A 25,304-nucleotide genomic window follows, 5' to 3' on the forward strand; every position below is an offset into this window, starting at 1 on the left:
GACCTGTTCCAGGCACTTGTCACTATCGAACATCTGGCCCCGTTCCGATGGGCTGGAAAAACGGTATTCACTCCCCCTGTTGTCGTCATTGCACATCCCCGGCCTGCGATAGGCTTGCCGGGGCGTCCGGCTTCGCGTCCCTCCGGACGTCGCCAAAGAAGGCAGCCGCTGCCTCTGACGGCAGGGATACCCCCGTACGGTGCGCCCGCTGCAGCACCTGCCACCAGTAGCGGTAACTGGCGCGGTCGTGCAGATGGCCATCGTGCCGGACCGGCCCCCAGCCGGCTTCCCGGGCCGCCAGCAGGATGCCGGCGGCCTGCTGCACCTCGTTCAGCGCCGGGCGGAAGGCGGCGATGATCGGCGCCACCTGCACCGGATGGATGCTCCACTTGCGCTGGTAGCCGAAGTCATGTGCGGCACGCTGCGCATCACGCCCGGCGGCCTCACCGTCACCAATGGCCAGCGTGACGCTGTGCACGGCCACCTTGCCATGGGCGTGTGCTGAGAGGGCGATGTCGGCCAGCGCCCGGGCCAGCAGCGGGTGTTCAAACTGCCGGCTGCCATGCAGGGCATCACTGCCCACGGCGCCACCGAAGCTGCTCACGTAATCCATCAGTCCGAAGCACAGCGCCTCCACCCGCGGGTGGGCCGCGATGGCATCGAGCCGGGCCAGCGCCGCCGGTGACTCGATGAGCACCTGCAGCGGCACCGGGGGCTCCCGGCCGAGGCGGGCCTCGTGCTCGCGCAGCAGGGCATCGGCCTGCGCCACGGCAGCGACATCCTGCACCTTGGGCAGCGTCAGGTAGGCCAACCGCCGGCCGGCACCGCCCATCAGTGCCTCGACCTCGCCGGCAAAGGCCGGATGGCCGACCGCGTGGGTGCGGGCGCCGACGCGGCCGAAGCGGTTGCCCTCACTGGCAATGCCTTCGGCCATCAGCCGGGCATGTGCCAGCTCGTCACCGGCCGCGGCGCCGTCCTCGCAGTCGGCCGTCACGTCCAGTACCGGCCCGAGCCGCGCCTGCAGCGCCAGTGATTTGGCCAGCAGGGCAGCGCTGCCACAGTAATGGTCACAGACCGGCAGACCTGGCTGCCGGTCGTGCTCCCGGTACAGCACCGCGTCGGGAGAGAGGGGCGCTGCCCGGCCAGCCATGCAGCGTCAGCCGACCAGGTGCTTGACACCGTCGCGCTCGCCCTGCAGCTCGGCCAGCGTGGCCTGCATGCGTTCGCGGCTGAAGGCGTCGATGTCCAGCCCTTCGACCAGCGTGTACTCGCCATCCTTGCAGGTGACGGGCATGCCGTAGACGATGTCGGCCGGGATGTCGTAGGCGCCGGTGGACGGGATGCCCATGGTGACCCACTTGCCGTGGGTGCCCAGCGCCCAGTCACGCATGTGGTCGAGCGCCGCGTTGGCCGCCGAGGCAGCCGATGACAGGCCACGGGCCTCGATGATGGCGGCACCGCGCTTGCCCACGGTGGGGATGAAGGTGTCCTTCACCCAGGCGTCGTCGTTGACCAGTTTGGGCAGCGCGTCGCCGTTGCTGGTGGCAAAGCGGATGTCCGGATACATGGTGGGCGAGTGGTTGCCCCAGACCACCAGCTTCTCGATGGAATCGACGGTGCGACCGGTTTTGGCGGCCAGCTGCGACAGGGCGCGGTTGTGGTCCAGGCGCAGCATGGCGGTGAAGTTTTTCTTCGGCAGGTCGGGGGCCGACTTCATGGCGATGTAGGCATTGGTGTTGGCCGGGTTGCCCACCACCAGCACCTTCACGTCACGGCTGGCATGGTCGTTGAGCGCCTTGCCCTGCACGGTGAAGATGGCGCCGTTGGCCTCCAGCAGGTCCTTGCGCTCCATACCCTTGCTGCGCGGACGGGCACCGACCAGCAGCGCGTAGTCGGCATCCCTGAAGGCCACGTTCGGGTCGTCGGTGACGACCACGCCGGCCAGCAGCGGGAAGGCGCAGTCTTCCAGCTCCATCACCACACCCCTGACGGCGGGCAGGGCCGGCGTGATGTCGAGCAGCTGCAGGATGACGGGCTGGTCCTTGCCCAGCATGTCGCCATTGGCAATGCGGAACAGCAGGGAATAGGCGATCTGGCCGGCTGCGCCGGTGACGGCTACACGTTTCGGTGCTTTCATGAAAGTTCCTGAAAAGTTGAAAGAAAGACTGACGTTGCCGGAACACGCCTGCGGGTGCCCGTTGCGGCCCAAAGCCGGGCAGGGCGGCGCCGCGTGTACCGGCTCCACAATGTCGAATGATGCCGGCAATGGTAGGCCGATGGTTGTTGCAGGTCAAGATATCCGCTATCTTATATAAGACATAGGACTTTCCCCGAGGACGCCGTGCTCCTTCGCCCCCGGCGCCTTTCATTCCCCTGATTTCCGGCCATGAATGCACCTGCTCCGCCGCGCTTCCAGCCGCTCTACCAGCAGATCCGCGAAGCCATCCTGCACGCGCTGCAGGCCGGCGAATGGCCGCCGGGCGGGCTCATTCCCAGCGAGACCGAGCTGGCGCAGCGCTTCGGCGTGAGCCAGGGCACGGTGCGCAAGGCCGTGGAGGTGCTGACTGCCGAGGGGCTGCTGGTGCGCCGCCAGGGCAAGGGCACCTATGTGGTGTCGCACGACGAGAGCCAGGCGCAGTTCCGCTTCCTGCGCCTGCGCCCGGACGAGGGGCCGGCCGTGCAGCCGGTCAGCCGGATGATCCACTGCCGGCGCGTGCGGGCACCGGCCGACGTGCAGCGTGCGCTGTCCCTGCAGGGCAGCGACACCGTGCTCTACATCCAGCGGGTGCTGGTGTTCGGGGAGGATCCCGTCATCCTCGACGATATCTGGCTGGCCGGGGAGGAGTTTCGCCGCCTGACCCCGCAGCGGCTGGCCCACCAGTCCAGCCGCCTCTACTCGATGTTCGAGACCGAACTGGGTACCAAGATGCTGCATGCGCGCGAGCGCATCCGTGCCGTGGCCGCCACGGCAGAGCAGGCCGGTCTGCTGGCCATCGAACCCGGACAGCCGCTATTGCTGGTGGAGCGCGTCACCACCACCTTCCACGGACGGCCGGTCGAACTGCGCCGCGGCCTGTGTCGTACCACGCACCATCACTACGCCAACGAACTCTGAGGCTCCCTGTGGCAAGTTCCGCAATGGCCATGTGGCGTGCGTATCCCGGGCGCCGCCGATGGCCATGACGCCGGAACGGTCCCGTGTACGACGCCCGGTTGCCCGAGGGCAGTCAATCCGTGGCCGGCCCCTGTCCGGCACGCACGAGCTTCGGCCTGACGTGCCTCCTCGGTGGCACGAACAGCGCTTTCGGCCTGTTCCGCCTGGGCCGCCTTCAGGGCCTCGTCCGCCTTGCGGGCTTCTTCGATACGACGGGCTTGACGGCTCTCTCCATTCCCGTGATGGGCACCATCCACCCCGCCGCCGGTCAGCTGTGATAGGCATTCCGTTACGTTGCGAAAACACATTTTGCAAACCCGCCGACCGATTGGGAGTAGCTTTGCCACACGGCAAGAACGCTGCATGTTGTTGCCAATACGACCAAAGATCGCAGCGGAATGGCTATGGGAATCATTCCACGCCCATCAGCCCTCACTGACTTTGATCTTGCGCAGAAGGCGGCCCGGTTCGCGTTGTTCGGCCGCAAAAAATGCGCAACAATAGGTCCATTATCCCTATGGTCAGTCGGGCTTTGGCGGCGGCTGGCCCTCTACCGGTTTCCGGGCAGGGGGCAGGGCGCAGGAGACCGCTCGCGCAGGCCCGTCTGTCCGGATGCATTCTTCTCATACACGTGTGCTGAATCACAAACAGGATTGGAGGATCGATATGGCAGATATCGGAGCCAGCAACGGCAATGGGCTGGTCAACAGCGGCGTCTCCATGGCGCAGGGCCACCCCGCCGAAACCCCCGAACAGCGCCGGGCACGACGGGCGGCCGTGAAGAAACCCACCAACGTCGGCCTCGACCAGCTGCTGGGTCACTACCTTCCGGCCATGGCGCCAGCGGCGCAGGTATCCATCCTGCACCGTGCCAGCGGGATGCTGATGTTCCTCCTCGGCATCCCGTTCGTGCTTTATCTGCTCTCCCAGAGCCTCACCTCCGAGGCCAGCTTCGCGCAGTATTCGGCCGTGGTGCATTCCTGGTTCGGCAAGCTCGTCCTGCTGGCACTCATCTGGGCGTTCTGCCATCACCTGTGCGCGGGTATCCGTTTCATCATCCTCGACATGCACTTCCTTACCGAAAAGCCCCAGGCCATGCGCAGTGCCCTGGTCGTGCTGGGCGCCAGCCTGGTCATGACGGCCATCTTCGGCGGCATGCTGCTGTTCTCCTGAACCCGTTTCCCTTTTCCATTTTTCCTTCAAGGCTCGACATGACCATCCAGCGAATCGTGTCCGGCGCCCACTACGGCATGCGCGACTGGCTTGCCCAGCGCCTTACCGGCGTGATCATGGCGCTTTACGTCATATTCCTGCTCTGCAGCATCTGTACGCTGCCCCAGCTCGACTACTACAACTGGTCGCAGCTCTTTTCGGGGCAGTTCATGAAGGTCGCCACCATGGTGGCGCTCCTGGCCGTGCTCTACCACGCCTGGGTCGGCATCCGCGACCTGTACATGGACTACCTGAAGAACACCCTGGTGCGCCTGCTGCTCGAGACCGGTACCATCGTCCTGCTGGCCGGCTACGCCGCCTGGGGCGCCTTTATCCTCTGGAGGGCCTGACGTCATGGTCGACTACCTGAACAAGCTCTCCAACAGCCTGCCGCGGCGCAAGTTCGACGCGGTCATCGTCGGTGCCGGCGGTGCCGGCATGCGCTGTTCGCTGCAGCTGGCCGAGGCCGGCTACAACGTGGCCGTGCTCTCCAAGGTCTTCCCCACGCGTTCGCACACCGTGGCGGCGCAGGGGGGCATCGGTGCCTCGCTGGGCAACATGAGCGAGGACAACTGGTACTGGCACATGTTCGACACCGTCAAGGGTTCCGACTATCTCGGTGACCAGGACGCCATCGAGTTCATGTGTCGCCAGGCCCCGCACGTGGTCTACGAGCTGGAGCACTTCGGCATGCCGTTCGACCGCAATGCCGACGGCACCATCTACCAGCGTCCGTTCGGTGGCCACTCGGCCAACCTGGGCGAAAAACCCGTGCCCCGTGCCTGCGCCGCAGCCGACCGTACCGGTCACGCGCTGCTGCACACCCTCTACCAGCGCAACGTGCGTGCCCGCACCACCTTCTTCGTCGAATGGATGGCGCTGGACCTGATCCGCAACGCCGACGGTGACGTGCTGGGCGTGGTGGCGCTGGAAATGGAAACCGGCGAGGTCATGATCCTCGAGGCCAAGGTCACGGTGCTGGCCACCGGCGGTGCCGGCCGCATCTGGCAGGCCTCCACCAACGCCTACATCAACACCGGTGACGGCCTGGGCATGTGTGCCCGCGCCGGCATCCCGCTGCAGGACATGGAGTTCTGGCAGTTCCACCCCACCGGCGTGGCCAACGCCGGCGTGCTGATCACCGAGGGTGTGCGCGGCGAGGGCGGCATCCTGCTGAACAAGGACGGCGAGCGCTTCATGGAACGCTACGCCCCCACGCTGAAGGATCTGGCCCCGCGCGACTTCGTGTCCCGCTCGATGGACCAGGAGATCAAGGAAGGGCGCGGCTGCGGCCCGCACGCCGACTACGTGCTGCTCAAGCTCGACCACCTGGGCGCCGACAAGATTCTCAAGCGCCTGCCTTCCATCCGCGAGATCGCCCTGAAGTTTGCCAACGTCGACCCCATCAAGGAGCCGATTCCGGTGGTGCCCACCATCCACTACCAGATGGGCGGCATTCCCACCAACTATCACGGCCAGGTGGTCGTACCCAAGGGCGACAACCCGTCCAGCGTCGTGCACGGCCTGTATGCCATCGGTGAGTGCGCCTGTGTGTCGGTGCACGGTGCCAACCGGCTGGGTACCAACTCGCTGCTCGACCTCGTGGTGTTCGGTCGTGCGGCCGGCAATCACATCGTCGAATCCGGCTTCAAAAACAACACCCACCAGCCGCTGCCGGTCAACGCCGGCGATTTCTCGCTGGCCCGGGTGGCCAAGCTCGATGGTTCCACCTCGGGCGAGCGCATCCAGGACGTGGCCGGCGACATCCGCCGCGACATGCAGTCGCACTGTGGCGTGTTCCGGACTTCCGCCCTGCTGTCCGAAGGTGTGGGCAAGATCCTCTCCCACTACAAGCGTGCCGAGCACATCCACCTGCAGGACAAATCGCAGGTGTTCAACACGGCCCGTGTGGAGGCCCTGGAGCTGGCCAACCTGATCGAAGTGGCCAAGGCCACCATCATCTCGGCCGAGGCCCGCAAGGAAAGCCGGGGCGCGCATGCCCACAGCGACCATCCGCAGCGCGACGACGTCAACTGGATGAAGCACACGCTCTTCTACCCCGAAGACAACCGCCTCGAATACAAGCCGGTCGTGCTCAAGCCGCTGACGGTCGAGTACTTCAAGCCGAAGCCGCGTACCTTCTGATTTCCGAATCCCTTTTCAGCATTGGCGGCGTCCGTCATCTCCGGTGACGGACGCGGACACCGAAAGGCACATCATGGCCAACACGAATACCCGGAGAATGAAATTCTCCATCTATCGCTTCGATCCGGACAAGGATCAGAAACCCTACATGCAGGATCTGGAAGTGGAGCTGCTACCCACCGACAAGATGCTGCTCGATGCGCTGATGCGCATCAAGGCCCAGTCCGACGAGAGCTTTGCCTTCCGTCGCTCCTGCCGCGAGGGCGTCTGTGGTTCCGACGCCATGAACATCAACGGCAAGAACAGCCTGGCCTGCATCACCAACCTCAAGACGCTCAAGGAACCGGTGGTGCTCAAGCCGCTGCCCGGCCTGCCGGTCGTTCGCGACCTGATCGTCGACATGACGCAGTTCTTCAAACAGTACGAGTCGATCAAGCCCTACCTGATCAACGACACGCCGCCCCCCGAGAAGGAGCGTCTGCAATCGCCGGTCGACCGCGAGGAACTGGACGGCCTGTACGAGTGCATCCTGTGCGCCTGCTGTTCCACCTCCTGCCCGTCGTTCTGGTGGAACCCCGACAAGTTCGTCGGTCCGGCCGGCCTGCTGGCTGCCTACCGCTTCCTGGCCGATACGCGCGACCAGGCCACCTCCGAGCGTCTGGACAACCTCGAAGACCCGTATCGCCTGTTCCGCTGCCACACCATCATGAACTGCGTCGACGTGTGCCCGAAGGGTCTGAACCCCACGCGCGCCATCGGCAAGATCAAGGAACTGATGGTCCGCCGTACCGTCTGATCCCCCGGGGGCGCCGGCGCGCGTCATGGACTTTCGCTGACCCAGGGGGCCTGGGTCTGTCATGGCGTCTCGCCGACCCGGCGACACCGGAGGTTGTCGAGGGCTCACACTGACCCTGCGAGGCCGGACGAGCCAGCGACGCCGGATCGTGTCATGGGGTCTCGCGGACATGCATGCGTCGATGACGCTTGAGTCCATGACACGCGCCAGACTGCCGGAAAGCCAGATGCACCCTGTGTACGCAAGCTAGGGAAACCGTTAATGCCTGCCATCAGTCACAATTCACTTCCAGATACCGGCGACGATGCAGCTGCCCGTTACCGCCGTCTGCGCTGGCGAACCCGGCGCGGCCTGCTCGAAAACGACATCCTGCTCAATCGTCTGCTGGACAGCCGCGCTGCCGGGCAGGGCTTTCTCGAATCCGAGATCGCCGCGCTCGACCGGCTGCTCGACCTGACCGATCCGGTGCTTCTCGACCTGATCCTGGGACGGACCGAGCCCGAGGGCGAGCTGGCCACGCCGGATATCGTCGCGCTGCTCGCAGAGATCCGCACCCTCTGAGGTGCCGCAGCAGCCCCGAGTCCATCAACCTGGAAGAGATACCAATGACAACCTCAAAGACCGCCTACACTGCCTCGCTGTCGTTTTCGGACGGTTCCGCCGGTGCCGAATTCCCCGTCTACCGGGGAACCACGGGGCCGGACGTCATTGACATCCGCAAGCTCTACGCCAGCACCGGCAAGTTCACCTTCGATCCGGGCTTCATGTCCACCGGCGCCTGCGAATCGGCCATCACCTACATCGACGGCGCCAAGGGCGAGCTGCTGTACCGGGGCTACGCCATCGAGGATCTGGCACGCCACTGCGACTACCTGGACGTCTGTCACCTGCTGCTCAAGGGCGAGCTGCCCACCCCCGAGGAAAAGGCCGACTTCGACTACGTCGTCACGCACCACACCATGGTGCACGAGCAGATGGTGCGCTTCTTCAGCGGCTTCCGGCGTGACGCTCACCCGATGTCGGTGCTGGTGGCCTGTGTGGGCGCGCTGGCTGCCTTCTACCATGACTCGCTCGACATCACGCAGGCCGAGCACCGTCATGTGGCTTCCATCCGCCTCATCTCCAAGATGCCGACGCTGGTGGCCATGGCCTACAAGTACTCGCAGGGCCAGCCTTTTGCCTATCCGCGCAACAAGCTGAGCTACGCTGCCAACTTCATGCACCAGATGTTCTCGACGCCCTGCGACGAGTACGTGCCCAATGAGGTGCTGGTGCGCGCGCTGGACCGCATCCTGATCCTGCACGCCGACCACGAGCAGAATGCCTCCACCTCCACGGTGCGTCTGGCCGGCTCGTCGGGCGCCAACCCGTTTGCCTGCATTGCGGCCGGCATTGCCACACTGTGGGGGCCTGCCCACGGTGGGGCCAACGAGGCGGCACTCGTCATGCTCGAAGACCTGCTCGCCCAGGGCGGGGTCGAGAAAATCGGCGAGTTCATCAAGAAGGTGAAGGACAAGGAATCGGGCGTCAAGCTGATGGGCTTCGGCCACCGGGTCTACAAGAACTACGACCCGCGCGCCAAGCTGATGCAGGAAACCTGCGCCGAGGTGCTGCAGGAGCTGGGCCTCGGCAACGATCCGCTCTTCAAGCTGGCCATGGCGCTGGAAAAGATCGCCCTCGAAGACGATTACTTCGTCTCGCGCAAGCTGTACCCGAACGTCGACTTCTACTCGGGCATCGTGCAGCGCGCCATGGGCATCCCCACCAGCATGTTCACCTGCATCTTTGCGCTGGCCCGCACCGTGGGCTGGATTGCGCAGTGGAGCGAAATGCTGGGCGATCCCGACCAGAAGATCGGCCGGCCGCGCCAGCTCTACATCGGCCAGACCCGGCGGCCGATCACCACACCGTCCACCAAGACGGTCACCTACAGCTGGGAAGCCTCGCCGCACTGAGCGCGGGCGCCGGGGCAGGGCACATTCGTGCGCTGCCCCGGCCAGCGGGGCAGTTGCAGTCCGGAGCAATTTTTCGCCCCACTGCAGCGCCATGGGCCGACGGTGAAACTCTCCGCTCCAGCCCCTCCGACCAGATACCCGGCCGGAAAACAGAGAACGCCAGCGCGTGTCAGGGACTCATCCCTTGCCGCGCTGGCGTTTTTTGCTCTGTCCGTCAAAGCCCGGGTAAGGGGGCTCCCGAACGATCCCGAACCTTACAACCCGAAATTGCGGCTGGTCTCCAGCCGCACGCCATGCAGGGCGGCCTCTTCCAGAAAGGCCAGATGCGCGGCCTCGAAGTTTGCCACCGGGCTCATGCAGTCGGTCAGCAGCACGAAGCGCGCCAGGTGCTCCTTCGGCAGCACCTCGAACAGATCCCGCATCGTGGCTGCCACGCAGTGGGTGCTGGCCTCGCCGGCCACCACCACCTGGCCGCCGGCATCGGCAATGCGCCCGACCAGTGCCGTGTTGAGCTGCGAAGCCGGATCGGCCGGGTCGGGCACCTCGGCACGCAGCGCACTGTAGTGTTCGGTCAGCGGGTGCATGCCCTTGAATACCGTGGTAACGGCCCGGCTGCGCTGCTGCTGCCAGTGCTGCACCGATTCCAGCACCACCGGGTGCAGGCCGTGTCCCCAGCTGCCAATTTCACAATGCACCGGCCAGACCATGTGCGTATAGCGGCCCCGGGCTTCCAGTTCGTCCAGATAGGCCTGCGCGCGTTCGTGCAGCGCCGGATCGGCCGGGCGAAAGCGTCCCGCCCGCATGTCGGCTGCCGGAATGGGCGTGAACGGTGCCACCTCGCCCCCCCTGGCCGTGCGCCAGAAGGTGGGGTGGGCAATGTCGTAATACTGGTGCGAATCCATCGTCAGCACGATGTCATCGATGCGGGCCGCATTGCCCTCTAGCCATGCGCCCAGACGCTGCATGTCGGCATGGGCGCCCATCACGGGCAGGGCGGGATAGACCATTTCACCGGTCACCCCGGACACACTGGCGGGAATGTCGCAGAAATCCTTCTGCGCATCGATGATCAGGACGAGATTGGACGCTGTCATGGCAACCCTGTCACGAAAGGGACTTCCATTTTACGGGAAGCATCCGGCCCGCTGTTGCCGTCCGTCGGCCCGGCCCCGTGTCATGAAACGGAAACGCACCCCGGAGAACGCATGCCCTGACAGAAGTGCCCTGCCCAAACGGGCCGGGAAAACGAGCTGGATACGCCAATCCACCCTGAGCGTATCAGGGACTCCTCTGTCCTCGTGAAACGCCTTTGGGGCGCACGGAACAAGGCGCAGCAGAACCGCATGATCCCCATGGTTCGGGAGGCGCTGCCAGCACAGTCACGCTGGGGGTCTCCCTTCGGACAGGACCGTGACCTTCATCCGCCTCCCATGATGGCCCCGATCACGTGGATCACCACGATCTTCAGGATGGTCATCGACGGGAAGATCATCGCGTAGCCGATGTCCGGCTTGTCGGTGCCCAGCGTGCGGCTGGTGAAGGCGATGATGGCCGGGTTGCCGGTGGCACCCGACATGATGCCGGCCGCCATGTCGAAGGGCAGCTTGAACACGTACAGGCAGATCAGCAGCACCGTCAGGCTCAGCACCGTGACGAACACGATGCCCAGCAGCAGGTACAGCCCGCTGTGGCTGACCGTTTCCACGAAGGTCTTGCCCGACGACATGCCCACCTGTGCCAGAAAGAGCGAGAGACCGAAGTTGCGCAGCGCCAGGTTGGCCGGCACCGGCATCGTCCAGGTCAGCCGCCCGGTGCTGCGGATCTTGCCCAGATAGAGGGCCACCAGCAGCAGCCCGGCAAAGCCCAGCGCAAAGCTCACGCCCGGCAGGGAAATGGGAATGGCCCCGAGGCCCAGACCCAGCGCAACGCCCACACCAATGCCGATGAAGCTGATCTCGCCACTGGCCCGCACTGAGTCGCCGAACACGCGGCGCAGTTCCGGAATGTCCTCGATGTGCGCCAGCACGCCGATCTGGTCGCCGATCTCCAGCGTGGAATCGAGCGTGACGCTGATGTCCTCATCCACCCGGCGCACGTGCAGGAAGCTCGTTTCCACCTTCAGAAGCTTCTTGACCTCGCGGATGGTCAGCCCGGCCAGCTTGGTGTTCGACACGAACAGCCGCAGATAGTCCAGCTCGCCATGGCTGCGGCGAAAGGTGTCGCCCACGTGCACGCCCAGCATCTGCTCGGCCTTGAGCATCTGTTCGGTGTCCACCCCGGTGATCAGCACCACGTCGCCCAGCTGCAGCGGACCGTGGACCTCGGCCGAGTGGGCCTCGCCATCGCGGTAGACCGTGGAGGCCGCCACACCGTCCGGCAGCCAGCCGGCCAGATCGTGCAGCGTCTTGCCCACCACATAGCCGTTCTCGATGCGAACGGCGTACATCTTCAGCGAAATCCGCTCCTGCGGCGCAATTTTTGGGCGAAACACCGCGTTGTACAGGCCGATCACCAGAATGGGGATGGCCACGCCGAACGGGTAGGCCACCGAGTAGCCGGTGGCGGGCAGGTTGTCGCCGGTCAGCGCCATGGCCGCCTGCAGCGAGGAGGTGCTGGTGCCGGCACCGGCAAATACACCCAGTGTCTCGGGTAGCGAGGCATCGGGGAACAGCCAGATCGAGGCTACCGTCATCACCGCCATGATCAGCACGCCGATCACCGATGCCGCATTGGCCTTGAGCCCCAGCGGACTGGTCAGCCCGTCGAAGAACTGCTTGCCGTAGGCCAGACCGACCCCGTACAGGAACAGCAGCAGGCCCAGCGCCCCCATGCTGGACGGCATGGCCGCCCCCGGCGCAAAGGCGCCGACGGCCAGCGCCACGAACAGCACGGCCCCCGAACCCAGCGAGAAGCCGCGGATACTGACCGCACCGGCCATGTGGCCCAGCGCGATGGTTGCAAACAGCGCCAGCATCGGCTGGGCAGTGAGAAAGTCGGCCAACTCGGTCATCAGGTGGATCTCCCGGAGATCATTCTCGAACCTTGAATATTGTGAACGATATCCGTCCGTTGCGGGGGGATGGCCGTGCGTGCAGGTGGGGCGGGCACGGTATCCCGACGCCCAAAGGCACCACTGCCGCTATACTGGCCTGCAGTCCTGTTCCCCCGGCCGGCACGGCCTGCACCTTCGATGATGACCAGTTCCAGTCTGGCCAACGCGCTCGTCTTGTTTCACTTTCTGCTGGCGCTGACGCTGGCCCTGCGCGTCATCTATTCCCGGCGGGCCAGCAGTGCAGCCCTGGCCTGGCTGACGGTGCTGTTCGCCTTTCCGCTGGTAGGGGTACTGGCGTATCTGCTGATCGGCGAGCCGCGACTGGGGCAGGCCAGGGCCCGGCGGCGGGCCGAGCTGGTGAGCTTTCACGGCGCGTTTGCCGACCGTTTCCTGCCGCCCCAGACCGATCCGGTCTGTGAAACGCGGTTCCGGCAGATCGCCCATCTGGTGCGCGCCGATTCCGGCTACGTGGCCACGGGCGGCAACCACACCCGGCTGCTGTCCGACACCGACGCCATCCTGCAGGCCTTCATTGCCGACATCCGCGCGGCGCAACGCACCTGCCTGATGGCCTTCTACATCGTCGAGGGCAGTGGCCGTGTCGAAGCCGTGCTGCAGGCCCTGATGCAGGCAGCCGGGCGGGGCGTGCGCTGCCAGTTGCTGGCCGATGCCCTGGGCAGTGCCGCATTCTGGCGCTCGGGCTGGCCGGCCCGCCTGCGTGGCGCAGGCGTGGAAGTGACCCGCGCACTGCCGGTGGGGCTGCTCAAATCGTTCTGGGTACGCAGCGACGTGCGCAACCACCGCAAGCTGCTGATCGTCGACTACCGGGTGGCCTACACCGGCAGCTACAACCTGGTGGACCCGGCGCTCTTCAAGCAGAATGCCGGCGTGGGCCAGTGGGTGGATGCCGTGATGCGCTGCGAGGGCCTGGTAGCCCAGGAGCTGGCAGCGGTCTTCTACGGCGACTGGGCCGTGGAAAATGCCCACAACCTGTCGGCCACGCTGGAGCAGCTGGCCGGCTATGTGGAAAAGATGCCGCCGCTGGTGGAGCCCTCCACCGGCGGCACGCTGATGCAGGTGATTCCCTCCCAGCCCGGTGGCGACGCGGCGCTGGTCTACGACGTGATCACCAATGCGCTGAACGTGGCGCAGGAACGGGTGGTGATCAGCACCCCGTACTTCGTGCCGGACGATGCGCTGCTCAACACGCTGGTCATGACGGCACGGCGGGGCGTGCAGGTCACGCTGATCGTGCCGCGCCATGTCGATTCGCGCCTGGTGCGCTATGCCAGCCGCACCTACTACCAGCCACTGCTGGATGCCGGCGTGCAGCTGATGCTGTTCGACGGCGGCCTGCTGCATACCAAGGCGGTGGTGATCGACGACAGCTTCGCGCTCTTTGGCACCGTCAACATGGACATGCGCAGCTTCTACCTCAATCTGGAGCTGAGCCTGGCCATCTACACGCCCGAGACGGTGGCCACCATCCGGGCGCTGCTCGATCATTATCTGGCGCACAGCGAGGCGCCGGACATTGCCCAGCATCCGCCCCGCATCCAGCGCTTCATCGAACGCTGCGTGCGGCTGGTCAGTCCGTTGCTGTAGACCCCCATCAACGAAAGCCCGACGGCGGACACCCGTCAGGGAATACACAGGAGGACACCATGCATGATCACGACATCCTCACCAACCCGCTCACCAACAAGGGCACGGCCTTCACCCAGGAAGAGCGAAAAAAATACGGCCTGACCGGTCTGCTGCCCGTGGCGGTGGAAACCCTCGACCAGCAGGCCGCCCGCGCCTACCGGCAGTACAGCAGCTACGAAAAGAACATGGAGAAATACATCTTTCTCGACCAGCTGCACAACCGCAACGAGGTGCTCTACTACCGGCTGCTGGCCGACCATCTGGCCGAGATGCTGCCCGTGGTCTACGACCCGACCGTGGGCGAGGCCATCAAGAAATGGAGCCGCGACTATCGTCGCTCGCGCGCCGTGTATCTGGACGTGAATCACCCCGAAAACATTCGCGCCTCGTTCGGGGCGACCGGCCTGGGGGCCGGTGATGTGGACCTGATCGTCGTCTCGGATGCCGAAGAGATTCTGGGAATCGGCGACTGGGGGGTGAATGGCACCGACATTTCGGTGGGCAAGCTGGCCGTCTACACGGCAGCGGCCGGCATCGACCCGGCCCGTGTCATTGCGGTCAATCTGGACGTGGGTACCGACAACGAGGCCCTGCTCAACGATCCGGCCTATCTGGGCAACCGCCATGCCCGGGTGCGTGGCGAGAAATACGATGCCCTGATTGCCGAATACCTGAAGGTGGCCAGCGAACTGTATCCGCAGGCGCTGCTGCATTTCGAGGATTTCGGCCCCGCCAACGCCCGCCGCATCCTGGTGGAGAACCGCGAGAAATACCGCATCTTCAACGACGACATGCAGGGTACCGGCGCCATCGTGATGGCGGCCGTCATTTCTGGCCTGAAGGTGACGAAGCAGCGCTTTGCCGACCAGCGGCTGGTGGTCTATGGGGCCGGTACCGCCGGCACCGGCATGGCCGACCAGATCAGCGCCGCCATGCAGCGCGAAGGGCTGTCGCGTGAGGAGGCCAGAAAACGCGTCTGGCTGATCGACCGCAATGGTCTGGTCACCGACGACATGCCGAACCTGCCCAACTACCAGCAGGCCTATGCCCGGCCCGCCGCCGAGGTGGCATCATGGGCGCGGGAGGGTCGGTCCGGTGATAACGGTCATGAACATGCGGCAAGCGCGGGTCATGCCGGTGCCGGCCATCAGGGCGGCAATCCGGCCGCTGGAAAAATCGGCCTGCTGGAAGTGGTCAAACGGGTGAAACCGACCATCCTGATCGGCACCTCCACGGATCACGGTGCCTTCACTGAAGACGTGGTAAAGGCCCTGGCTGCCGGTGTGGAACGCCCCATCCTGCTGCCGCTGTCCAACCCCACCGAGAAGATCGAGGTCATGCCCTCGGAGGCCATTCCGTGGTCGGAGGGCAGGGCGCTGATGGCCACCGGCATTCCGCTGCCACCGGTGCAGTACAACGGCACGGCCTTTCACATCGGTCAGGGCAACAATGCACTGCTCTATCCGGGACTGGGGCTGGGCGTGATCGTCTCGGGGGCGAAGCACGTGACCGACGGCATGCTGCTGGCCGCAGCCGAAGCGGTGGCCTCGCAGGTCGATCCGCAGGATCTGGGTGCTTCGCTGCTGCCGCCGGTGGACAACCTGCGCGCCTCGTCCGCCACGGTGGCCGTCGCGGTCGCGAAACAGGCGGTGGCCGACGGGGTGGCCACGAAACCGGCCGACAACTGGGTCCAGGCCGTGCAGGACGCCATGTGGCAGCCGGTGTACCGTTCGTGATCCTCAGAACGGCGCAAACAGGTCGTTCAGCGCCTCGGCCATGGTCGGGTGCGTGAAGATCTGGCTGCGCACGTAGCCGGCCGGCACGCGGTTGTCGATGGCCATCTTGAACAGGTTGATGATCTCGTGGGCCTCGGCGCACAGCAGCGTTACCCCCAGGATCTCGCCCGAACCGGCATCGACCACGGCCTTGAGCAGCCCATCGGTCTGGCCCAGCACCTTGGCTTTGGGAATGGCCTCGGCCTTCAGGGTGCTGACCTTCACGTTGCGGCCGGCCTTGCGGGCGGCCGTTTCGGTCATGCCGATGTGACCCAGCGGCGGATTGGTGAACACGGCGGTCGGGAAGATGGCCCGGTCACGACGGCTGCGACGGCCTTCGCCCAGCAGCTCGTCACGCACGATGCGGTAGTCGTCCAGCGAGATGTAGGTGAACTGCGGGCTGCCGGCCACATCGCCCATGGCCCAGATGTGCGGCGTGGCATGCAGGTGGTCGTCCACCTCGATGAAGCCGCGGGCGTCCACGCGCACACCGGCCTTCTCCAGATCCAGACCCTGTGTATTGGCACGGCGCCCGGTGGCCAGCAGCACGGCGTCCGCAGCAAACGAACCGCCGCTGGTCACCACCGTGGTTTCGGTGGCCGTATTGTCGAAGCGCTCGACCTTCACGCCCAGCTGGATCTTCACGCCACGCGCTTCCAGAATGCGGCGCATCTCGCCGGCGATGTCGCGGTCCTCGCGCGGCAGGAATTCGTCGAGGTTGTCCAGAATGGTCACCTCGGTCCCGAAGGCGCGGTACATGAAGGCAAATTCCAGCCCGATGTAGCCGCCCCCCACGATCACCATGCGCTTCGGGCGTTCGGCCAGCGACAGGATGCCGGTGCTGTCGTACACGCGGGCACCGTCCACCCCCGGAATCGGCGGCACGGCCGGCACGCTGCCGGTGTTGATGAAGATGCGTTCGGCCCGGATCTGCCGCTCGCCCTGTTCACCGGCATTGCCTACGGCACCGGTGATGCTCACCGTCTGCGCATCGATGAAGCGGGCACGGGCGTTGATCACGCGCACCTTCTCCATGTTGTCCAGTTTGGCGAAGTTGGCGGCACGCAGTTTGGGGATCAGGCCGTTCTTGGCCTGCATGGCGGCGCAGAACACGGCATCGCCACTGTCGGCGCAGGCCGCGCGGCGCTGGCCTTCCACCAGCAGTTTCTTGGAAGGGATGCAGCCGATGTTGATGCAGGTGCCGCCATACATCTGGTCGGAAGCCTCGACCAGGATCACGTCCTGGCCGTGCTGGGCCAGATCGGCCGCCAGTGTCTTGCCGGCCTTGCCAAAGCCGATGATCAGGTTCTGGGTGGAGAGTGTTTGCATGATGAACCGGGAAAGAATCCGAAGAAAAGAAGAAGGGGAGTTACCGGGTTGCGGAACATCTGCCTGTCCCATGGGCACACCGCAGCGTGATGCGAATCCATGGCACGCAAACTGATCGATGCCCCACAGGCATGCCGCAGCGTGTGCATGTCAGCACGGCGCCGTTGCGAAACGAACGCGCCCGCTGGCAACCCGGTAACAGCATGGGGTCAAAGATAGCGGCATATCCCCTTCGCCGGTTTAACCGCACGTTCCGGATCCTGTCCCCTCGTGCCTGCGAACCGATGATCGGCCGCATCGGCGGGATGAGCGACAGTGGCCGGTGTGTCAGGCCGTGAATCCTTTGGCGCGCCTGACACACGGCACACCGCCGACGGTCTCTCTGAATCGCCCGGGCAAGCATTTCACGCCACGCACGCGGGATGCGATCCGGGCATGGCGTGCGTGGTGGGCCTGCCTGCACCTCGCTACCCTGTTCATGCCCCGGACAACCGGGGCTTCGGCCAGCCAGACCCGGCATGATTGCGTCCCCATCCCGATACCCCCACGGTTTTCCCCCGACCGTGAATATGCGTCACAATCGGTGCCAGCACGGGGGCTGGCAGTGGCCCCCGGACAACCGCAGGAGTTCGAGTGGACTACAAGGATTACTACAAGATCCTCGGCGTGGACAAACAGGCCAGCGCCGACGATATCAAGAAGGCCTACCGGCGGCTGGCGCGCAAGTACCACCCCGATGTCAGCAAGGAACCGGATGCCGCCGAGCGCATGTCCGAGATCAACGAGGCCAATACGGTGCTGTCCGACCCGGAGCGGCGCGCGGCCTACGACCAGCTGGGCGATGCCAGCCAGTTCCAGCAGGGCGGGTTCCGCCCGCCGCCGGGCTGGCAGGGTGCCCGGGCCTACGGCAACTTCGACGATGCCGGCGGTTTCGGCCAGGCGGGAGCGCACGGCTTCGGCCATTCGGCCGGCAGCAGCCAGGGTTTCGGTGGCTTCGGCGGGGGCGAGCACTTCAACGACAGCGGCGACTACAGCGGCTTCTTCGAGGAGCTGTTCGGCCGCGGCCAGGCGTTCCGGCAGGGCGGCGGCCAGCGACGTGACATGCGTGGCTCCGACCAGCATGCAACCATCGAGCTGACGGTGCCGGAGAGCTACAGCGGCACCACGCGCATGCTGGCGCTGCGCACGGTGGAGCTGGACGATCAGGGCCACGCCCACGAACGGGTGCGCGAGCTGGAGGTGAACATCCCGAAAGGTGTGCGCGAGGGCCAGATGATCCGCCTGGCCGGCAAGGGCCAGCCCGGCATCGGCAAGGGCGCCCCCGGCGACCTGCTGCTGCAGGTGAGGTTCGTGCACGACAGCCACTGGCACACCGAGGGCAAGGACGTGTACCAGCAGGTCTACGTCACGCCCTGGCAGGCGGCACTGGGCGGCCCGGTCGAGTTCCAGACGCTGGCCGGTACCTTCGAGATCAACGTGCCCGCCGGCAGCCAGCCGGACCGCAAGCTGCGCATCCGCGGCAAGGGACTGCCCGCGAAGGAACCGGGCGACCTGTATCTGGTGCTCGACATCCGGGTGCCGGTCCCCGACACCGATGCCCAGCGTGACGCCTACGCCGCCCTGGCGAAGGCCTTCGGCAACCCGACGACCTGAAAGGAGCGTGCAGCATGAACAGCAACACTTCCGGGCAGCACACAATCGACGTGCTGGAACACCACAGCCTGACCATCACGCAGTTTGCCCAGGCCTGCAACGTCACCGAGACCTGGATCGTGCAGCGGGTGCAGGGGGGCGTGGTGCACCCCGATGCCGGCGCACCGGGCGCCATGCCGGAGGGCACCGGCCAGCCGGTCGGGGCAGGGGACAGCGCCCCCGCCTCGCAGCCGCCTGGCCGTGACGTGCAGGCGTGGCGCTTTTCCGGGCACGGCATCGTCCGCACCCGTCGCATCGCCGACCTGGAGCGCACCTTCGACGCCGATCCGCAGCTGGCCGCCCTGACGGCCGACCTGATGGAAGAGGTGCAGCAGCTCCGTGCCCTGCTGGGCCAGCGGCGCTGAGCAGCGCGTTTCACCATGAAAACCGGAACCCTTTGCAAAAATCCTGCGGCGCTTCGATTCCCATGCCCGGGCGATCCGGCGTTGCCATTTGCTGCCAATGGCCCTGCCATTGCCGAAGGATGATGCCTTCTGGCTCATCCCGATCCTGGGCTCAAAGCGCTCACAGACCTTTGCCGAGGGTTCCTAGGGGAAAACCATGAGACGGCCACCCGTCGGGCGGCCAAAAGACCGTACTCACGGTGCTATTATGCGAACTGATTTTTCAGTCTCGCTGGTCCGGACGGACGGGAAGGTCTGAACGCATCTGCGCACCGCCAGTGGCCGGATGCTGCAGAGCACGTTCAACGTTCCAAAGGCCGGCCGGTTGCTGCATGCAGGCCCTGAAAGCCTCGGCCCGCATGTGCTACGGGATGACCGCCCGGCACAGCTTTCAACGAGAAACTCGTTTGAGGTGAAGCAAACATGATGAGCGCCTTTCGCCAGAACTCCTATCTGTTCGGCGGCAATGCCCCCTTCGTGGAGGAGCTGTATGAAAGCTACCTCCAGAACCCTGCCTCGGTCGACGAGGCCTGGCGTACCTACTTCGACAACCTGCAGTCGCTGCCCGCCTCCGACGGCAGCACCGAAACCCGCGATGTGGCCCATGCGCCCATCGTCCAGTCGTTCGCCGAGCGCGCCCGTTCCGGTGCCCTGCAGCCGCAGCAGATGGGCGGCAACATCGAAACGGCCCGCAAGCAGGTCCACGTCGCCCAGCTGATCGCCGCCTACCGCTGGCTGGGCTCGCGCCACGCCGACCTCGATCCACTCAAGCGCCTCGACCGCCCCGACATTCCCGAACTGTCGCCGTCGTTCTACGGCTTCACCGAGGGCGATCACGCCCACATCTACTCGGCCGCCAACACCTTCTTCGGCCTGGACAACGCGCCGCTGCGCGACATCCTGCAGGCGCTGCGCGAAACCTACTGCAGCACCATCGGTGCCGAGTTCATGCACATGTCCGATCCGGCCGCCAAGCGCTGGATCCAGGAGCGGCTCGAAACCGCCCGTGGCCGTTTCGGCTTCGATGCCGACACGAAAAAACGCATCCTCGAGCGCCTGACGGCTGCCGAGGGCCTCGAGCGCTACCTGCACACCCGTTACGTGGGCCAGAAGCGCTTCTCGCTGGAAGGCGGCGAGAGCTTCATCGCCGCCATGGACACGCTGGTCCGCGAGGGCGGCAAGCACGGCCTGCAGGAAATGGTCATCGGTTCGGCCCACCGCGGCCGCCTGAACCTGCTGGTCAATGTGCTGGGCAAGATGCCGAAGGACCTGTTTGCCGAATTCGAGGGCAAGCACGCCTCCGATCTGCCCAGCGGTGACGTCAAATACCACCAGGGCTTTTCCAGCGACGTCTCCACCCCGGGAGGCCCGATGCACCTGTCGCTGGCCTTCAACCCCTCGCATTTGGAAATCGTCAGCCCGGTGGTCGAAGGTTCGACCAAGGCCCGCCAGGTCCGCCGGGGCGACCGCAACGGCTCCGACGTGCTGTCGGTGCTGGTGCACGGCGATGCTGCCTTTGCCGGCCAGGGCGTGGTGATGGAAACGCTCAACCTCACCGAGACCCGCGGCTATGGCACGCGCGGCACGGTGCATCTGGTCATCAACAACCAGATCGGCTTCACCACCTCCGACACGCGCGACTCGCGTTCCACGCTCTACTGCACCGACGTGGTCAAGTCCATCGAGGCGCCAGTGTTCCACGTCAACGGTGACGATCCGGAAGCCGTGGTCTTCGTCACCCAGCTGGCGCTCGACTACCGGATGAAGTTCCGCAAGGACGTGGTGGTCGACATCGTCTGCTTCCGCAAGCTGGGCCACAACGAGCAGGACACCCCGTCGGTCACCCAGCCGCTGATGTACAAGCGCATCAACGTGCATCCGGGCACCCGCAAGCTGTACGCCGAACGTCTGGAGGCCCAGGGCACCATCGGCAAGGACTACGCCGACCAGCTGGTCACCGCCTACCGCGATGCCATGGATGCCGGCAAGCACACAGTCGATCCGGTCATCACCAGCCACAAGAGCCGCTTCTCGTCCGACTGGACCCAGTTCCTCAACAAGAAGTGGACCGACGCGGCCGACACCGGGCTGCCCGTGGCCGAACTGAAGCGTCTGGGCGAGAAGATCACCCAGGTGCCCGAAGGCTTCAAGCTGCACCCGCTGGTGCAGAAGGTCATTGCCGACCGCCGCAACATGGCGCTGGGCGAGCAGCCGCTCGACTGGGGCATGGCCGAGCACCTGGCCTTCGCCTCGCTGGTGGCCGCCGGCTACCCGGTGCGGCTGTCGGGGCAGGATTCGGGCCGCGGCACCTTCTCGCACCGCCATGCCGTGCTGCATGACCAGAACCGCGAGAAGCGCGACCAGGGCAGCTACATCCCACTGCAGTATGTGTCGGAAGACCAGGCCCAGTTCATCGTCATCGACTCGGTGCTGTCCGAAGAGGCCGTGCTGGCCTTCGAATACGGCTATGCCTCCACCGAGGCCAACAGCCTGGTGATCTGGGAAGCCCAGTTCGGCGACTTCGTCAACGGCGCCCAGGTGGTCATCGACCAGTTCATCTCCTCGGGCGAAACCAAGTGGGGCCGTGCCTGCGGTCTCACGCTGATGCTGCCGCACGGCTACGAAGGGCAGGGGCCGGAGCACTCCTCGGCCCGTCTGGAGCGCTTCCTGCAGCTGTGCGCCGAAAACAACATGCAGGTGCTGCAGCCCACCACACCGGCACAGATCTTCCATGCACTGCGCCGCCAGCTGATCCGTCCGTTCCGCAAGCCGCTGGTGCTGATGACGCCCAAATCGCTGCTGCGTCACAAGGAAGCCGTCTCCTCGCTGAAGGAACTGGCCAATGGCCGCTTCCAGACCGTGCTGGCCGACACCACGGTGGCCGATCCGGCGAAGGTCAAGCGCGTGGTGTTCTGCAGTGGCCGTGTCTACTACGACCTGGTGGCCGAACGCCGTACCCGCGGGCTGGAGAACGACGTGGCCCTGGTGCGGATCGAGCAGCTCTACCCGTTCCCGCACAAGGCCTTCGAAGCCGAGCTGGGCCGTTATACCGGCGCCACGCAGATCGTCTGGTGCCAGGACGAGCCGCAGAACCAGGGCGCCTGGTTCTTCATCCAGCACCACCTGCAGGAAGCCCTGAAGGACGGCCAGAAACTGTCCTACGCCGGTCGTCCGGCCTCGGCTTCGCCTGCCGTCGGCTACTACGACAAACACTTTGCCCAGCTCAAGGAGCTGATCGACACCGCCCTCGGCGGCAAAGGCAAGGGCAAGGCCTGATTTCCCTTTCGTGAAGCACACCGGTGCCGGCTGCAATCCGGCCCCGGTGCTGCCTGTCGCATCCCCATTTTCAAAAATCCCTGGAGTTTCTTCCCAAATGGCCCAGATCGAAGTGAAAGTGCCGCAGCTGTCCGAATCGGTTGCGGAAGCCACCCTGCTGCAATGGCACAAGAAGGTGGGCGACGCCGTTGCCCGCGACGAGAACCTGGTCGACATCGAAACCGACAAGGTGGTGCTGGAGCTGCCCGCCCCGTCGGCCGGCGTGATCGTCGAGATCAAAAAAGGTGATGGCGCCACGGTGGTGGCCGACGAAGTCATCGCCACCATCGACACCGAAGCCAAGGCCGGCGCCGCTGCGCCGCAGGCAGCCGCTCCAGCCCAGGCCCCGGCGCCCGCCCAGCCTGCCGCACCGGCCCAGGCCGCTGCCCCGGCAGCCGGCGGTGCCACGGGTGGCCCGGCCATGCCGGCTGCCGCCAAGCTGCTGGCCGAGAAGGGCATCGATCCGTCGCAGGTGGCCGGTACCGGCCGCGACGGCCGCATCACCAAGGGTGACGCCCTGGCCGCCACCGCCCAGCCTGCTGCTGCCACCCCGTCGGCCCTGCCGGCGGTCAACGCTCCGGCTGCACTGCCGGTGGCCAGGGTCCCGGTCAATCTGAACGGCCTGCTCGAAGGCCGTGCCGAGCAGCGCGTGCCGATGTCGCGCCTGCGCCAGCGTGTGGCCGAGCGCCTGCTGCAGTCCCAGCAGACCAACGCCATCCTGACGACCTTCAACGAGGTCAACATGCAGCCGGTGATGTCGCTGCGCAAGAAATATCAGGAAAAATTCGAGAAGGAACACGGTGTCCGCCTGGGCTTCATGAGCTTCTTCGTGAAAGCCGCCGTGCACGCCCTGAAGAAATTCCCGATCGTCAACGCCTCCATCGACGGCAACGACATCGTCTACCACGGCTACTTCGACATCGGCGTGGCCGTCGGTTCCCCGCGTGGCCTGGTGGTGCCCGTCATCCGCAACGCCGACCAGCTGTCGTTCCACCAGATCGAGCAGACCATCGGTGACTTCGGCAAGCGCGCCCAGGCCGGCAAGATCGGCATCGAGGAGCTGAGCGGCGGTACCTTCTCCATCTCCAACGGTGGTGTGTTCGGCTCCATGCTGTCCACCCCGATCATCAACCCGCCGCAGTCGGCCATTCTGGGCGTGCACGCCACGAAAGAGCGCCCGGTGGTGGAAAACGGCCAGGTCGTCATCCGCCCGATCAACTATCTGGCGCTGTCGTACGACCACCGGATCATCGACGGCCGCGAAGCCGTGCTGTTCCTCGTGGCCATCAAGGACGCGCTGGAAGATCCGTCCCGTCTGCTGCTCGACCTGTGATTGCGGAGGTAACTGCACATGTCCAAGGAATTTGACGTCGTCGTCATCGGTGCCGGCCCCGGCGGCTACATTGCCGCCATCCGTGCCGCCCAGCTGGGCCTGAAGGTGGCCTGCGTCGAAAAATGGAAAAACCCGGCCGGCAAGCCCGCCCTGGGCGGTACCTGCCTGAACGTCGGCTGCATCCCGTCGAAGGCGCTGCTGGCCTCCAGCGAATCCTACGAGCACGCCCACCACGGCCTGGAAGATCACGGCATCACCGTGAAGGACGTGAAATTCGACGTATCGAAAATGCTCGCCCGCAAGGACGCCATCGTCGGCAAGATGACCCAGGGCATCGAGTACCTGTTCCGCAAGAACAAGGTCACCTGGGTCAAGGGCCATGGCCGCTTCATCAGCCGCGAGGGTGATGCCATCGTACGCGTCGAGGTCCAGCCGGACGAGGGCGAACCCGAGATCCTCACCACCCGCAACGTCATCGTGGCCACCGGCTCCAAGGCACGCCACCTGCCCAACGTACCGGTCGACAACGTGCTGGTGTGCGACAACGAGGGCGCACTGGCCTTCGACAGCGTACCGAAGAAGCTCACCGTCATCGGCGCCGGCGTGATCGGCCTGGAGCTGGGGTCGGTCTGGCGCCGTCTGGGGGCCGACGTGACGGTGCTCGAAATGGCCCCGGCCTTCCTGGGCGCCTGCGATGCCGCCGTCAGCAAGGAAGCCGAAAAGCTCTTCAAAAAGCAGGGCCTGAAGTTCGAGTTCGGCGTGAAGATCGGCAACGTCAAGGTTGCGCCGGGCAAGGGGGGCAAGGGCGGCAGCGTCACCGTCCAGTACCAGGACGCCAACGGCAAGGAGCACGGCGTCGAGTCCGACCGCCTGATCGTCTCGATCGGCCGCGTGCCCAACACCGATGGCCTGGGTCTGGAATCGGTGGGCCTGTCGGTGGACGAGCGCGGCTTCATCCCGGTCGATGACAACTGCCGCAGCGCCGTGCCCAGCATCTGGGCCATCGGCGACGTGGTGCGCGGCCCGATGCTGGCCCACAAGGCCGAGGACGAAGGCGTGGCCGTGGCCGAGCGCATCGTCGGCCAGAAGCCGCACATCGACTACAACTGCATCCCCTTCGTCATCTACTCCAACCCCGAGATCGCCTGGGTGGGCAAGACCGAAGCCCAGCTCAAGGCCGAGGGCCGAGGCTACAAAGCCGGTCAGTTCCCGTTCATGGCCAATGGCCGGGCGCTGGGCATGGCGGCCGCCGACGGCTTCGTCAAGGTACTGGCCGACGACAGGACGGATGAAATTCTCGGCGTGCACATCATCGGCATGGGCGCCTCGGACCTGATCGCCGAAGCCGTGGTGGCCATGGAGTTCAAGGCCTCGTCCGAAGACATCGCCCGCATCTGCCACCCGCATCCGTCGCTGTCGGAAGTGATGCGCGAAGCCTCGCTGGCCGTCGACAAGCGTGCCCTGAACATGTAGGTTGCCGGGTGCGCCGCTGGCG

Annotated in this window: 20 protein-coding genes; 15 read left to right on the forward strand and 5 right to left on the reverse strand. The window is 65.5% G+C overall.

Annotated features, from left to right (window positions below; all coding sequences use genetic code 11):
• Window positions 1-85: 85 nt before the first annotated feature.
• Both EHV23_RS05420 and EHV23_RS05425 read right to left on the reverse strand, forming a co-directional pair.
• On the reverse strand, window positions 86-1,150 hold the full coding sequence (locus EHV23_RS05420; RefSeq protein WP_125095032.1) for an HpcH/HpaI aldolase/citrate lyase family protein: 1,065 nt from the start codon (window positions 1,148-1,150) through the stop codon (window positions 86-88).
• Between the two features lie 6 nt (window positions 1,151-1,156).
• Window positions 1,157-2,137 carry a malate dehydrogenase gene (locus tag EHV23_RS05425; RefSeq protein ID WP_125095033.1) on the reverse strand — a complete coding sequence of 327 codons (981 nt, stop codon included), beginning with the start codon at window positions 2,135-2,137 and terminating at the stop codon, window positions 1,157-1,159.
• 249 nt (window positions 2,138-2,386) lie between these two features.
• Between EHV23_RS05425 and EHV23_RS05430 the strand changes: the two genes are divergently transcribed.
• The 8 genes from EHV23_RS05430 to gltA all read left to right on the forward strand — a co-directional run bounded on the left by EHV23_RS05430 (window position 2,387) and on the right by gltA (window position 9,262).
• A complete protein-coding gene (locus EHV23_RS05430) occupies window positions 2,387-3,115 on the forward strand; it encodes a GntR family transcriptional regulator (protein WP_125095034.1) in 729 nt (242 codons plus the stop codon).
• 83 nt (window positions 3,116-3,198) lie between these two features.
• Window positions 3,199-3,432, forward strand: a complete 234-nt coding sequence (locus EHV23_RS05435; RefSeq protein ID WP_125095035.1) for a hypothetical protein — start codon at window positions 3,199-3,201, stop codon at window positions 3,430-3,432.
• A gap of 442 nt (window positions 3,433-3,874) precedes the next feature.
• Entirely contained in the window at window positions 3,875-4,327 is a 453-nt protein-coding gene (gene sdhC, locus EHV23_RS05440; RefSeq protein WP_125095547.1) for a succinate dehydrogenase, cytochrome b556 subunit, read from the forward strand.
• 38 nt (window positions 4,328-4,365) lie between these two features.
• Entirely contained in the window at window positions 4,366-4,716 is a 351-nt protein-coding gene (gene sdhD / locus EHV23_RS05445) for a succinate dehydrogenase, hydrophobic membrane anchor protein (RefSeq protein WP_125095036.1), read from the forward strand.
• 4 nt (window positions 4,717-4,720) lie between these two features.
• On the forward strand, window positions 4,721-6,511 hold the full coding sequence (gene sdhA / locus EHV23_RS05450) for a succinate dehydrogenase flavoprotein subunit (protein ID WP_203228883.1): 1,791 nt from the start codon (window positions 4,721-4,723) through the stop codon (window positions 6,509-6,511).
• A gap of 73 nt (window positions 6,512-6,584) precedes the next feature.
• Window positions 6,585-7,307 (forward strand): succinate dehydrogenase iron-sulfur subunit, encoded by a 723-nt coding sequence (locus EHV23_RS05455; protein WP_125095037.1) that lies wholly within the window; start codon window positions 6,585-6,587, stop codon window positions 7,305-7,307.
• A 261-nt stretch (window positions 7,308-7,568) separates the two neighbouring features.
• On the forward strand, window positions 7,569-7,868 hold the full coding sequence (locus tag EHV23_RS05460) for a succinate dehydrogenase assembly factor 2 (protein ID WP_125095038.1): 300 nt from the start codon (window positions 7,569-7,571) through the stop codon (window positions 7,866-7,868).
• 44 nt (window positions 7,869-7,912) lie between these two features.
• A complete protein-coding gene (gene gltA / locus EHV23_RS05465; RefSeq protein WP_125095039.1) occupies window positions 7,913-9,262 on the forward strand; it encodes a citrate synthase in 1,350 nt (449 codons plus the stop codon).
• A gap of 254 nt (window positions 9,263-9,516) precedes the next feature.
• On the opposite strand, the gene EHV23_RS05470 is transcribed toward gltA, so the two are convergent.
• Both EHV23_RS05470 and EHV23_RS05475 read right to left on the reverse strand, forming a co-directional pair.
• On the reverse strand, window positions 9,517-10,356 hold the full coding sequence (locus tag EHV23_RS05470) for a cysteine hydrolase family protein (protein WP_125095040.1): 840 nt from the start codon (window positions 10,354-10,356) through the stop codon (window positions 9,517-9,519).
• 323 nt (window positions 10,357-10,679) lie between these two features.
• Entirely contained in the window at window positions 10,680-12,272 is a 1,593-nt protein-coding gene (locus tag EHV23_RS05475) for an aspartate:alanine exchanger family transporter (protein WP_125095041.1), read from the reverse strand.
• Between the two features lie 180 nt (window positions 12,273-12,452).
• Between EHV23_RS05475 and cls the strand changes: the two genes are divergently transcribed.
• Window positions 12,453-13,919 (forward strand): cardiolipin synthase, encoded by a 1,467-nt coding sequence (cls, locus tag EHV23_RS05480; RefSeq protein ID WP_203228884.1) that lies wholly within the window; start codon window positions 12,453-12,455, stop codon window positions 13,917-13,919.
• 59 nt (window positions 13,920-13,978) lie between these two features.
• Entirely contained in the window at window positions 13,979-15,697 is a 1,719-nt protein-coding gene (locus EHV23_RS05485; protein ID WP_125095042.1) for an NAD-dependent malic enzyme, read from the forward strand.
• 3 nt (window positions 15,698-15,700) lie between these two features.
• On the opposite strand, the gene EHV23_RS05490 is transcribed toward EHV23_RS05485, so the two are convergent.
• Window positions 15,701-17,065 (reverse strand): FAD-dependent oxidoreductase, encoded by a 1,365-nt coding sequence (locus tag EHV23_RS05490; RefSeq protein WP_125095043.1) that lies wholly within the window; start codon window positions 17,063-17,065, stop codon window positions 15,701-15,703.
• Between the two features lie 633 nt (window positions 17,066-17,698).
• Here EHV23_RS05490 and EHV23_RS05495 point away from each other — a divergent pair.
• From EHV23_RS05495 to lpdA, 5 genes are all read left to right on the forward strand, one after another.
• The gene (locus EHV23_RS05495) at window positions 17,699-18,718 is read left to right on the forward strand and encodes a DnaJ C-terminal domain-containing protein (RefSeq protein ID WP_125095044.1); all 1,020 of its coding nucleotides are present in this window, start codon (window positions 17,699-17,701) and stop codon (window positions 18,716-18,718) included.
• A gap of 14 nt (window positions 18,719-18,732) precedes the next feature.
• Complete coding sequence (locus tag EHV23_RS05500; RefSeq protein WP_125095045.1) at window positions 18,733-19,122, forward strand: chaperone modulator CbpM; 390 nt, start codon at window positions 18,733-18,735, stop codon at window positions 19,120-19,122.
• A gap of 462 nt (window positions 19,123-19,584) precedes the next feature.
• Complete coding sequence (locus EHV23_RS05505; protein WP_125095046.1) at window positions 19,585-22,437, forward strand: 2-oxoglutarate dehydrogenase E1 component; 2,853 nt, start codon at window positions 19,585-19,587, stop codon at window positions 22,435-22,437.
• A gap of 97 nt (window positions 22,438-22,534) precedes the next feature.
• Window positions 22,535-23,809, forward strand: a complete 1,275-nt coding sequence (gene odhB / locus EHV23_RS05510; protein ID WP_125095047.1) for a 2-oxoglutarate dehydrogenase complex dihydrolipoyllysine-residue succinyltransferase — start codon at window positions 22,535-22,537, stop codon at window positions 23,807-23,809.
• A gap of 18 nt (window positions 23,810-23,827) precedes the next feature.
• Window positions 23,828-25,282, forward strand: coding sequence for a dihydrolipoyl dehydrogenase (gene lpdA / locus EHV23_RS05515; protein ID WP_125095048.1), 1,455 nt, complete (start codon window positions 23,828-23,830; stop codon window positions 25,280-25,282).
• The last annotated feature ends 22 nt before the right edge of the window (window positions 25,283-25,304 follow it).

The organism is Lautropia dentalis (assembly GCF_003892345.1).
In the GTDB taxonomy this organism is placed as follows: Bacteria; Pseudomonadota; Gammaproteobacteria; order Burkholderiales; family Burkholderiaceae_E; genus Lautropia; species Lautropia dentalis.